The sequence below is a fragment of the Marinilabilia salmonicolor JCM 21150 genome (assembly GCF_000259075.1).
Lineage (GTDB): Bacteria > Bacteroidota > Bacteroidia > Bacteroidales > Marinilabiliaceae > Marinilabilia > Marinilabilia salmonicolor.
In genome coordinates this window covers 202,476-215,015 of the sequence record NZ_AJKI01000031.1, presented here as the reverse complement: position 1 = coordinate 215,015, position 12,540 = coordinate 202,476, and the positions used below count along the sequence as shown (strand labels likewise).

At 44.2% G+C, this 12,540-nt stretch carries 8 protein-coding genes; 4 read left to right on the top strand and 4 right to left on the bottom strand.

The window, feature by feature from the left end; translation table 11 throughout:
* Positions 1 to 477, top strand: a complete 477-nt coding sequence (locus W7W_RS0115285) for an ExbD/TolR family protein (RefSeq protein ID WP_010664571.1) — start codon at positions 1 to 3, stop codon at positions 475 to 477.
* Positions 478 to 614: 137 nt separating this feature from the next.
* The gene (locus tag W7W_RS0115280; RefSeq protein ID WP_010664570.1) at positions 615 to 3,563 is read left to right on the top strand and encodes a PEP/pyruvate-binding domain-containing protein; all 2,949 of its coding nucleotides are present in this window, start codon (positions 615 to 617) and stop codon (positions 3,561 to 3,563) included.
* Positions 3,564 to 3,804: 241 nt separating this feature from the next.
* On the opposite strand, the gene W7W_RS0115275 is transcribed toward W7W_RS0115280, so the two are convergent.
* The gene (locus tag W7W_RS0115275; RefSeq protein ID WP_010664569.1) at positions 3,805 to 4,455 is read right to left on the bottom strand and encodes a porin family protein; all 651 of its coding nucleotides are present in this window, start codon (positions 4,453 to 4,455) and stop codon (positions 3,805 to 3,807) included.
* A 198-nt stretch (positions 4,456 to 4,653) separates the two neighbouring features.
* Between W7W_RS0115275 and W7W_RS0115270 the strand changes: the two genes are divergently transcribed.
* Both W7W_RS0115270 and W7W_RS0115265 read left to right on the top strand, forming a co-directional pair.
* Complete coding sequence (locus W7W_RS0115270) at positions 4,654 to 6,996, top strand: TonB-dependent receptor (RefSeq protein ID WP_010664568.1); 2,343 nt, start codon at positions 4,654 to 4,656, stop codon at positions 6,994 to 6,996.
* 3 nt (positions 6,997 to 6,999) lie between these two features.
* Positions 7,000 to 7,881: a DUF4249 domain-containing protein gene (locus W7W_RS0115265; RefSeq protein ID WP_148660835.1), complete on the top strand. Its 882-nt coding sequence runs from the start codon at positions 7,000 to 7,002 to the stop codon at positions 7,879 to 7,881.
* Positions 7,882 to 8,251: 370 nt separating this feature from the next.
* On the opposite strand, the gene folE is transcribed toward W7W_RS0115265, so the two are convergent.
* The 3 genes from folE to W7W_RS0115250 all read right to left on the bottom strand — a co-directional run bounded on the left by folE (position 8,252) and on the right by W7W_RS0115250 (position 11,782).
* Positions 8,252 to 8,875, bottom strand: a complete 624-nt coding sequence (gene folE, locus W7W_RS0115260; protein ID WP_010664566.1) for a GTP cyclohydrolase I FolE — start codon at positions 8,873 to 8,875, stop codon at positions 8,252 to 8,254.
* Positions 8,876 to 9,617: 742 nt separating this feature from the next.
* The gene (gene dprA / locus W7W_RS0115255; RefSeq protein ID WP_010664565.1) at positions 9,618 to 10,739 is read right to left on the bottom strand and encodes a DNA-processing protein DprA; all 1,122 of its coding nucleotides are present in this window, start codon (positions 10,737 to 10,739) and stop codon (positions 9,618 to 9,620) included.
* A 434-nt stretch (positions 10,740 to 11,173) separates the two neighbouring features.
* Positions 11,174 to 11,782 carry an outer membrane beta-barrel protein gene (locus W7W_RS0115250; protein WP_010664564.1) on the bottom strand — a complete coding sequence of 203 codons (609 nt, stop codon included), beginning with the start codon at positions 11,780 to 11,782 and terminating at the stop codon, positions 11,174 to 11,176.
* Positions 11,783 to 12,540: the final 758 nt, after the last annotated feature.

The following is a 12,540-nucleotide window of genomic DNA, read 5'->3' as shown; positions in this document are numbered from 1 at the left end:
ATGGCAAAATTCAGAAAGAAAAAGGGTAGTGGCCAACAGGCTATTAATACCGCCTCTCTCCCCGATATCGTTTTTATGCTTTTGTTCTTCTTTATGGTAACAACCACCATGAAAGAGGTAGCGCTGAAAGTTCAGTTGAAACAACCGGAAGCTACTGAGTTGAGCAAGCTGGAGAAAAAATCACTGGTAACCTATATTTATGTGGGAGTTCCCCAAAAACAATATCAGGGTACTTTTGGTTCCGAACCGCGTTTGCAGCTCAATGACCAGTTTTCTACTGTTGATGATATTCGTAACTATATCGTGCAGGAGCGCGAATCGATGCGAGAGAGTGATCGTTCTAAAATGACGGTTTCTATTAAAGCCGACTTTGATACCCCAATGGGAATCATTACTGAAGTTAAGCAGGCCCTTAGAAAGGCCCAGGCGCTTAAAATCAGTTATTCGGCACGTCAGGTAAATCAAGTACCGATGTAAATTCAGATTTTGAATTTCAGATATAACGGGGTTGACTATGTCAATCCCGTTTTTTTTGGTCTCTCAATATTGGCAAACTGAGGGGCTTTTACTATTTTAAGGGCTTTGAAACTCATTTCTTCCCAAATTTGTCTCTCATGGAATTAAATATTACCCACAGCCGCTTCTCCGAAACTGCTTTTGACCAGCTGATGCAAAACCGTATTCATAAAGTACTGCTGATTTGTAGTTCTTATGATGCTTTTATGTTGGAGGAAGACGGACGTATTGATGAGCAACTCTTTAATGAATATGTATCGCTGAGCCTTCGGTATCCTCCTCATTTTATTCAGGTATCATCAGCAGAGGAGGCCTTTGCTGTTCTTGAGGAAGAACAAATTGATCTGGTGATCACCATGCTGAGTGTAGGGGGGATGGATCCATTTTCTTTGTCTCGTAAAATTAAGGAATCTTTTTCGCAGGTACCGATTGTCGTGCTGACACCTTTTTCACGTGAGGTCTCTCTTCAGCTAAGCAGGGAAGATACCAGTGCCATTGATTATGTGTTCTGCTGGCTCGGAAATTCCAATCTTCTACTGGCCATCATCAAGCTTATTGAAGATGGCATGAATGCTGAATATGACATAGGAGAGGTGGGAGTCCAAAGCATTTTGTTGGTGGAAGATTCCGTGCGGTTTTATTCCAGCTATCTTCCTTTGATATACAAGATTGTTTTTAAGCAGTCCAAAAAGTTCATGCACGAAGGGCTCAATGAACATCAGATGATGATGCGAATGCGGGGGCGCCCGAAGATATTACTTGCACGAACCTATGAAGAGGCAGAGGCTTTTTATGATAAGTATCGCAACAATCTTTTGGGGGTTATTTCTGATGTCTCCTTTAGTCATGATGGTGAAAAAGAAGTTGGGGCCGGCGTGAAGCTTGCACAGAAGGTGAAGAGAGATAATCCCTATATGCCTTTTATGCTCCAATCATCTGATGCAAAAGTTGCTGAAGTTGCCAAAGAGATTAAGGTTGGATTCATTCATAAACATTCCAAATTTTTGCTGAAAGAGCTGAGAGATTTCCTGAATACTTATCTGGCCTTCGGTGATTTTGTTTTTATTGATCCTAAAACAGGTGCGGAGATTGATCGTGTGGGAAACCTGCGTGAACTGCAGAACAAGTTAATGGATCTTCCCGATGATTCGCTTCATTACCATTTTAAGCGCGATCATGTTTCCAAATGGCTTACCGCACGCGCATTGTTTCCAATAGCCGATGTGGTGCGCCAGCTGAAGGTGGATGACGATGCCAATATGAAGGCGCATAAAGAGCGGCTGGTTCGTTTGATATCAGAATTCAGGAAAAGCAAGAGTAAAGGAATTATTGCTTCGTTCGACCGCAAAAGATACGATGAGTATATGACTTTTTCTCGTATCGGACAGGGCTCTGTTGGAGGTAAAGCCCGCGGATTGGCTTTTTTGAATGCAATTATCAAGCGTCATTCCGAGTTGAATCAGCACCCGGAAGTGAATATTATGATTCCTCGGACGATAGTGCTGGGTATTGATGTCTTTGAAACCTTTATGGAAGAGAACGATTTATATTCTGTGGGGCTTTCAGATATGTCGGATGAGAAGATTCTGCAACACTTTATCAAAGGGAAACTGCCTACTCATCTGTATGCTGACCTGATGCGCTTTGTACAAGTAGTGAAACGACCGGTAGCAGTACGTTCATCCAGTGTTTTGGAGGATAGCCATTATCAACCGTTTGCCGGTATTTATACCACTTATATGATTGCTCCGTCATGTGACGACCAGATGGTTCGGCAACTTCTTGATGCCATTAAATGTGTTTATGCTTCCGTATATTATAAATCGAGTAAGGCCTATATGGATGGTACCATGAATTTGATTGATGAAGAGCGGATGGGAATTGTACTCCAGGAGGTAGTGGGACAGGCACATGAAAATCGGTTTTATCCAACTTTTTCCGGTGTGGCCAGGTCGGTCAATTTCTATCCAATTCCGCCCGAAAAGGCTGAGGATGGAGTGGTGAATGTGGCGCTGGGACTTGGACGCCAAATAGTAGAAGGTGGAGCCTCTCTGAGGTTTTCGCCAAGATATCCGGCAAAAGTGCTTCAACTCTCCTCGCCAGAGATGGTTGTTCGTGAAACGCAGAAATCGTTTTTTGCATTGAATCTGGATGCCACTACTTTTGAAGCCTCCGTGAATGATGGTGTGAATATCCTAAAGCTTAATGTGGGTGAGGGTGAGAAAGATGGTTCACTGAAGTGGCTTGCTTCTGTTTTTGACATGCAGAACCACATGATTAAGGATGGTTTGATGGCCGATGGGCCTCGCTTTATTACTTTTGCCAATATCCTGAAGTATGATGCATTCCCCCTTGCCGATATTGTAAATAAGGTATTGCATATTGGCCAGGATGAGATGAAACAACCGGTAGAGATAGAATTTGCAGTTGATCTTCAGACAGCTGATGGTAAGCCGGTTTTTTATTTGCTGCAGATCAGGCCTATCGTTGACACCAAGGATCCTTCGGGACCTGATTTGTCAGATTTTGAGCCGGAAGATTGTCTTATTTATTCCAATTCGGCTCTTGGGAATGGCGTGGTGAATGATGTGCAGGACATTGTGTATGTCAAGCCGGAAAATTTTAAGCCATCTTTGAACCCGGAGATTGCCCGTCACATAGAAAAGATTAATGATAAGTTGCAGAAAAGTGGGAGACCCTATCTGCTCGTTGGGCCGGGCCGTTGGGGTTCACAGGATCCCTGGCTGGGAGTTCCTGTCCGGTGGGGGCAGATTGCCGGTGCCAGAACTATTGTGGAGATGGGGCTGGAAAATTACCATGTGGAACCGAGTCAGGGCACACATTTTTTTCAAAACCTAACCTCTCTCAGGGTTGGATACCTCACCATCAATCCGCACATTGGAGAAGGAAATATCAATATGGAGATGCTAAACAGTCACGGAGCAGAAGAGGAAACAGAGTATGTGAGACATGTGCGGTGCTCTAAACCTTTTTCAACCATGATCGACGGGAAAAATAATAAAGGGGTAGTGGTTTTTAGTGAATAAAACGAGTCCCGATAATTCGGGATGAGTTCCATCCGCCAACATCTTCTATCTTACAGTAAAAAAACGTCATTGCGAGAACCTACACCAGAAAAAGTTTGAGGAATAATGTGTAAATGACAGAAATGTCTCCTACCTGAAGGGGGAAAACTTGAATAACCCCGGGTCGATAACCCGGGGTAAGACTTCCCCATACCTGTCTTATGTATAAGGTGAGCTGTATATCTCGCTGGCTCAGTGTGATTTACAAATCAAAGATTTTGTAGGCCACAGAAAAAGTAAGGTTGTTGTTGACCCGTTCCAGTTCGGTGGAAGAATCACCCAATCCCCAGGAGTAGCGAACATCCAGGTTTAATTTTCCAAATTCCACGCCTCCGCCGGCCTGGAAACTCCATTGGGCATTTTTCATGTTTTCAGAGATGGATTCATAGTTGTTGATATCTCCCCATTTGTTGTCTTCACTGGCCACAAAAGAGGCCATGGGGCCACCCACGCCGTAAATGTTAAGGGCTTTAAGGTCGATCAGCTTCAGATGTGCCAGTAAGGGGACGTCCCAGGTGTGGTACTCTGTATTGACGGTGTTGTCAAACTCTCCGCTGAAGTTTGTCTCCCCTCCTTTTTTTACATAAAGAAGTTCGGGCTGAAAAGAAAGATTCTTAACCAGCTTAATTCGGGCGAAAGCTCCAAGCATAAGCCCGCCTTTTGCTTCATCTTTGGCATCCGAGAAGGTGTATTGTTGATCACCTGCCATAATTTCACCTGCATTATCTGTCCGGAATTTGGATGAGTTGTAACCGGCTTTGACTCCAAGTGCAAAATTCCCCTGTGCCATAGTGTTGAACATCATGGAGGCTCCGGCGAGCATTATACTCAAAAACAAGATTTTCTTTTTCATAACATTCTGTTTTTAGTTAGTGGTAATATATTAAGCAATTTGAATGCCATAATTGTTTGCTTGTTCTGTCTTCGCAGAGAGAAACCTGAATTGAAGATTGACGGCCGTTAATACACTTGGTTGGACTATCCGGCAATTGATTCTGGCAGGAAAGATTAAAAATGATTATCTTCATCACTTCCTGAAGGCGTTGATTCCATGATTAATCACAAAATTCGTTCATTTTTCCTTGTTTTGCTTTTGCTGCTCCAATCAGTTGCGAGTGCTTACTCTGTGGTTGAGGAATCAGGATATACTGTAAGTGGTTATGTGAGGGATGGCCGAAGCGGAGAAATGCTGGTGGGGGCTTCAGTGGTTGCAAAAGGCCGCGGAATGGGGACGGTGACCAATGTTTATGGTTTTTTCTCGATAGAGTTGCCTCCGGGAGAACATGTTTTACAATTTGGTTTTTTGGGATATCAGCCTGTGGAGAAGATTTTTTCTCATGCATCATATATCACTGTGGAAATGATTCCACAACCGGAATTGCTGGAGGAGGTGATTGTACAGGGAGAGGAAGGTCCCACTTCTGCACGCTCCTCTTTGCTGGGCGTTGAGCGACTTGAGTCTGCCTCCATTGGGCGTATGCCTGTGCTTATGGGGGAGACCGACCCTTTGAAAGCTATTCAGATGCTGCCCGGAGTATCGGCTACCAGTGAGGGATCCAGTAATTTTACAGTCAGAGGTGGTAATCCCGACCAGAATCTTTTGCTGATGGATGAAGCCATTGTTTACAATGCCGGTCATTTGTTGGGCTTTTTTTCCGTGTTTAACAATGATGCCATCAAGCATATAGAGTTATACAAAGGTGATTTTCCCGCATCAGAGGGGGGGCGGTTGTCTTCGGTGCTTGATGTGCACACCCGTGATGGAAATATGAAACAGTTTGAAGGCTCTGCAGGAATAGGGCTGATTTCCAGCCGGCTGAATATGGAAGGGCCGATCAAAAAGAATAAGGCCTCATTTCTTTTTACAGGGCGAAGGACTTACGCTGATTTGTTTCTGCCTTTGGCTAAGGATGAAGAATTGCATGACAATAAACTCTATTTCTACGATACCAATTTCAAAATGAACTGGATTGCAGGCGAGAAAAACAGGTTTTTTCTGAGTGCATATTTGGGGCGCGATGTTTTCAGGGATGAACTCGCCAGACTTAATTTTGGGAATCGAACTTTTTCCTTTCGCTGGAACCGGGTATTTTCGCCTTCTTTATTTGCCAATTTCAGCTTAGTCAGAAGTCGTTACGACTACTTTCTGGGAACTTCAGAAAGTGATATCGATGATATGGAGTGGGTTTCGGAATTCAATGACTACATGTTTGGAACCGATTTTTCCTGGTTTCTTTCTCCCGAGAAGACGTTTCGCTTTGGGGCAAGAACCTTTTTTCATCGAATAGCTCCGGGGAATGTAACAGGGCCGGATGAGAATTCGTTTCTGCAGGAGGTGAAACTACCACAAAACAAGTCCCTGGAGCATGGAGCTTATGTGAGTTACACTAATCAGGTTACATCATGGTTGAAACTTAGGGTTGGTCTGAGGTATTCTCTTTTTCAGAATTTGGGTCCCGGGAAAAGTTTTCAGTTTAATGATGCTTATGAGGTTACTGATACTATAAATTACTCATCAGGAGAAGTGTATAACCATTATCAGGGGCTCGAGCCACGTGCCGGCGCTTCGGTCTTTTTGTCACCACGGCATACAGCAAAAATCAGCTACAGCAGAACGCGCCAATATATTCAACTGGCCAGTAATTCCACATCCTCCACTCCGCTGGATGTATGGTTTCCTGCATCGCCCAATGTGAAACCGCAGACATCGGATCAGGTTTCCTTTGGACTTTTCAGTAAATCCCGCAATGGGGTGTTTGAACACAGTATTGAAGTTTTTAATAAATGGATGGAGAATACCATTGATTTTAAAGACCATCCCGATTTACTGCTCAACGAAACCATCGAGGGGGAGGTCCGTTTCGGAAAAGCATGGGCCAGAGGTTTTGAATTGATGTCAAAGTGGAATGCCGGCCGTTTCTCGGGGTGGGTAGGATACACATTTCTGAAATCAGAACGGGTGGCAAGTGGAATCAACGATGGCAAGCCTTTTTTGTCGCCCTATGATCATACTCATGATGTTTCTGTTTATGCCGACTATCGGATTGCATCGCGGGTTTCGTTTTCGGCCAACTGGGTTTACTATACCGGTTCGCCGGTAACCTTGCCGGTGGGCAGATATGAGGTGGGAGGAGCGATGGTTCCTTTGTATTCCAAACGAAATGGAGAGCGTATGCCGGATTATCACCGGTTGGATTTTTCCTGTATTATCCACAGTAAGCATGGTAAAGAGAGAGGCGGAGAGTGGATCTTTTCTTTGTATAATGCCTATGGACGGAAAAATGTTTGGGCAATCAATTTTGTGAATGACGAAAATGGGGAATCAGGCATCAGAGCAGAAAAAACCTATCTTTTTTCAATTGTGCCTTCTGTTTCCTATACGTTTAAATTTTAACGGATGAAGAAACCAATAAACATCATTCCCATAATGATGGTGGTTTCCCTTACCTGGGGATGCACCGAATACATCGACCTGGAACTGGAAACTGATAGTCAGAGACTGGTGGTGGACGGCATGATTACCAGTGAACGCCAGATACAATATCTTCGTTTGTCCGGATCTGTAGCTTTTTTGGACGATACGGTTTCTCCTCCGGTGTCAGGAGCCAGGGTTTTATTATCTGATGGTTACAATGTGGAAACACTCAAAGAAGCGAATGAGATGCCAGGATTTTATGTTGCTAAAAACGGTTTTGCTGCCACTCCCGGAAATTCTTACGAACTGTCAATTTCGGAAGTGGATATAGATGGTGACGGCATTGAGGAATCGTATCAGGCAATCTCTTATATGCCAGAAGTTACAAAGCCTGATTCCATTGATATCTTGTTTGATGAAACCTGGGAAATCTGGAAAGTATTGCTCTTTTTTAACGATCCTCCTGAGTCGGAGGATTACTATCTTTTCAGGGTGTTGATTAACGGAACTCTGATTTCGGAGCGAATAACTGAATTTACTGTAGTGAGCGACCGTTTTTTTGAAAATGGCAGGGCTGATGGTGTCTGGGTGCAGTCCATCAATGCGAATGAAAAGGCTGAACCATTGAAAGAGGGGGATGTTGTCACCCTTCAGATGTGCGGAATAACCGAAGCATATTTTGATTTTGTGAAAGGGGTGCAGCGCGAAGGTCGCGGACAGTATCCTCTGTTTACTGGCCCTCCCGCCAATGTTCCCGGTAATATCAGCAATGGGGCACTGGGGTTTTTTACGGCGTTTTCAGTATCATATTCCAACCTGGTTGTTTCGGCTGAGTTGCTGGAGGGGAAAAATAACTCCGATTAATTCAATGCTGACGAGAGGCTATCTCCAAAGTCATATATTCCCATTTTTTGTCATTCTGAGTGGCTACCCCAAATAATTTTGGGTCATAATGTGGATATGACTGATTTGTCCCGTCCCCACAGGGGGCAAATTTGAATAACCCCGGGTGCGTAACCCGGGGTTGACATAAGAAATGAGCCGGATTCCCGAATGGGGGCCAATTATTAACTACTTGTTTGTTACAAAAATCTGTTATTGATCTTCCTAATATTGAAATGCTCAGGAGTTCAAATACACTAACTTTTAGGATACCCTCTTTGGGGCTGCCTCATATTTTTTCTACTGGCAACTATTTCCTACAGACTATTGCTCTACAAACTATTCACTAATTCTAGTGCAATGACGATCCGATGATATTGAAAAACTCCTCCCGGGTAGCCTGATTTTTCAGAAAGGCACCTGTGAAATCTGAGGTGGTGGTTACAGAATGCTGTTTCTGCACTCCGCGCATTTGCATGCACATGTGCTGAGCTTCGATAACTACAGCCACACCCAATGGATTCAATGTGTTGTGGATGCACTCTTTTATCTGAGTGGTAAGTCTTTCCTGCACTTGCAGACGACGGGCAAAAGCCTCTACCACGCGTGCAATCTTGCTTAATCCGGTGATGTGGTGACGTGGGATATAGGCCACATGTGCCTTTCCGAAAAACGGAAGGATGTGATGCTCGCACATACTGTAGAGTTCGATGTCTTTAACCACTACCATTTGCTGGTAATCTTCCCGGAATTTGGCTGATTTAAGGATTTCTTCAGGATCCATGTTGTATCCCTGTGTCAGGAATTGCATGGCCTTAGCCACTCTTAGCGGCGTTTTTTCCAACCCTTCGCGGGTTTCATCCTCTCCGAGTAGTTTTAAAACTTCTGTGTAGTGATCGCTGAGAGCTTCGGTAGTTTTATCGTCGTATGATTCAATTTTGGCGTATCCGTTATCGCCATGGAGTGTATGTTCCATTTTATCTGTGTTTTATATGGCAAAGCATCAGATGGGTTGCCGCTTTGGTTTATATGAAGTATAGAAAAATAAAAATCAAAAATACAAAACCAAATGGAATAAGTAGAAGAAATGTCAGAGAATTACGGATTGCAATGAGCTCTTAGGGGTTAGCTCATGGCTGCCGTGTATGTGATTTGGAATCCATATTGTATTTTGCAGATAGTTGGACATTGGCATAGATTATTTGTGAAACGAAGTTCGACGAAGTCAATAATGCAGTCCTCCCAAAAGCGAGCTTTTTCCTTTTAGAGAAATACATAATGCCACTTTGACAAGATTAGGCTGTGTTTTTTTAAGGCCGAAGGTCTTTAAGCGATAGCCTGGGGCAACGTCCCAGGAAAATTGTAATACCTCTCCTCCCGCGGTTTATTGGTCGCGTTGCGACTAATAAACCGCGGGGTTGGGTGGGAAACTGCAATCCCAGGACGTTGCTCTGGGCTATTGCTTTCAGGCTTTCAGCCTGTTTTCGTGTTGCCTGCTATATTGTTTTATGTATAAGGTAGGTTAAATCCGAAACAATGCAAACATACAAATGTCATTCACATATCAATAGTCCGTTAAAAAAAGCTTAAACGCAGAGACGCAATGACGCAAAGTATTTATTACGGGTGAGTTGTGTTCTGTTCATCTGGCCTTAGAATAGATTGATTATCAACTATTTTAAGTCCTCCCTTTGGGGGATTTAGGGGGCCTTGCCCCCTCAACTCATCACCACCCGATATATTCCCCCGGGCTTGCTCTTTACCAGTCCCTTAAATTCCAGATCGAGCAGGGTGGCTGATAATTTACTGACGGGCAGACCGCATTTGAGGCTCAGCAGATTCAGGTTCATTTCCTGTTCTTCAATGAGGCTCTCCATGATGGTTTGTTGTTCTTCTGTTTCGATGGTGGCAAAAAGATTGCCCTGTACCGGTGTCTTTTTCTTTGTGTCCCAGCCCAATGCATACTCCAGGTCTTCAACCGACTCGATGAGCGCTGCGATGTTTGATTTGATGAGATAATTACAGCCTGCAGAAAAAGTATCTCCGGGTCGGCCGGGGAATGCCAGTACATCACGGTTGTAATCTCTGGCCAGTTCGGCAGTAATCAGGGCACCTCCCTTGCGTGCCGACTGGACCACAATGAGGGCATCTGAAAGGCCTGCGATGATCCGGTTGCGTTGCACGAAATTGTACTTGTCAGGTACAGTGTTACTGATAAACTCCGTCATCAGGGCTCCCTGTTCCAGCATCTCTCTGGCGGTATTGCGATGCATGGAAGGATAGATGCGATCCAAACCATGAGCAAGCACCCCAATGGTTGGCAATCCGTTTTTCAAAGCTGCTTTGTGGGCGCAAATGTCCACTCCGTAGGCCAGTCCGCTGACAATAACGGTTCCGGGATGACGAACGGCCAGGTCGGCTACCAGTTTTTCACACAAGTCTATGCCTTCATTCGAAGGAGTGCGGGTACCCACAATGCCTATCATGCGGGTTGCCGTCTGGTGTTCTTGTCCGTGAATATATACCATCAGTGGAGCATCCTCGCAATAGGAGAGCCGGCCCGGATAATTGGCATCTGAAAAAAAGAATGGTTTAATTTGATGTTTATCGATGAATAGTACTTCCTTATCAGCACGTTTCATGATTTCCTGTCGGTCAATATTCAGGAGTAACTGACTGAGAGCCGGTCCAATTCCCGGTACCTTGGCAAGGGTTGGAATTTTTTCTTCAAAAAGAGCTGATTCTGAGCCCAGATAGGCTATGAGGTTACGTGCCAGTTTGGGACCGATCCCTTTGATGAGGCTGAGCGCTATCCGGTGTTGTAGTTGTTTGTCAGACACAGTGTTGGGTTTTGGGTTTGCGGTCGTGAATTTATGGATTTTTTCGGTAAAAGTAAACTTTAGTCAGGAGTCCTTTGGGAAAAGAGAATGGTAGCTGGTTACAAAACACAAAATTTTGTATTGTATGATTAGACGCACGTCCGTGCGCCTCTACGAGCTTTGTTTCTTCACAACCAGAACCCGAAACTCAAAACTCAGAACTCAACCCACAACCCGGAACCCCAAACTCATCCTCCCTGCGCACTACCCCCTATGAAGAAAATCTCTTCACAGAGTGAACTCTGTAGAGCTAGTTCTTCACAGAGTGAACTCTGTAGAGCTAGTTCTTCACAGGGTAAACCTAACCCCCTGAAGGGGGAACTCCCACCCTCAGAACCAACACGGAACCAGAAACTCAACCCGGAACCCAGAACTCAGAACTCAAAACTCAAAACTCAAAACCCGGCTCCCACGCTCCAGCTAACCCCGGTGGTCACCATTCCCGGATTTCCCCGTCCCACTTCTATGAGCATGCTGAAGCGGTCGGTTAGAAAATACCGCAATCCGAAAATAGGACGGATACGAATCCTGACGTCCGATTCTTTATTGTTTTCAAAGGCTTCTGTTTCAGTGTTCCAGGCAGACTTCTCGGTGGATTTTTCAAAGGCCAGTTGAGCCACTCCGGAAACGTAGAAATCAAAATCACCCAGAAACCATTTATGTCCGCTCAGAGCTTCAATCCAGTGGGCATAGTGGATGGTGCCAACAGCCCCCGTGCTGAAAGTGCTGTAGCGTAATTCATTTTTCGGGATGGTATCGTTGTTGTATTTGTCGCGGTTGTAGCCGATAAAGCCTCCGGCACTGAAATAATCGTTGATTCCTCTTTCCACAAAAAGGGAGGTAGGGGGAATTTTACTGATGGAATAGCCGTCGTAGCTGTCGGTATTTGAATAATCGGCAAAGGATATTTTAGGGCTGATGAGCCATGTGTCGGCGCTGTACTGGCTGTATGTCATTGAGGTGCCAAAGATCAGCAAAAGCATAAAAAGCAATATTCTTACCATGTTCAAAAGAAATAACTGTTTGTGGACGAATGGGGTTTTAGGGTGGAATGGAATGCCACAAATGTACAATGAAACGGGATTTCTTCAAAAACGGGATGTGGTTATTTGGTTTTAGAAGATTGTTTTTTCTACGTGTCACCCCGTCCGGGGCTCATTTCGTTTGGCTGGAACAAACGCTCGGCTACCAAACTGCCGCCCCTCCGGGGCTGTCCCAATTTGAATAGAAAAAACGAATGTCATTTGATTTTTTCCCATGATAGGGAAATGTTATTTGGAATATTTGAAATCATCAATGTATTTGTACCAGCCCCCGGAGTGGGACGATAGGGGCTCATCTCGTTCGTATTGAACATTCCTTTAGCTATCAAATGTCCCACTGATGAACCGCTTTATTATCTCCATGAAAATCCTTAAAACTTCCACTAAAAATGATGCCTTTCCTGCTGATGTCCTTGAAATTACCCATGGTTCAAATGTTAAATTTCGGCGATGCTGATATTTTATGCCGTTTTTGGTCAACTTTTTTGATAGTTTTGCGTAAAAATATTACCTGAGATTTTTTTGTTTTTTGCATAATTTAATGTTTTTTTATGTTCAAGGATATGAGATCTTTATGTAAAGGCAACAAATTCAGGGATTAACCTTTTATACAACCTTGCCCAAAAAGGAAAAGAAAAACCTGACTGCAAAAATGTTTTGACTTTTTTGTCATCAAAATTGTCATTGCGTTTGATGTGCAGTTTGAGCTTGTGACACCA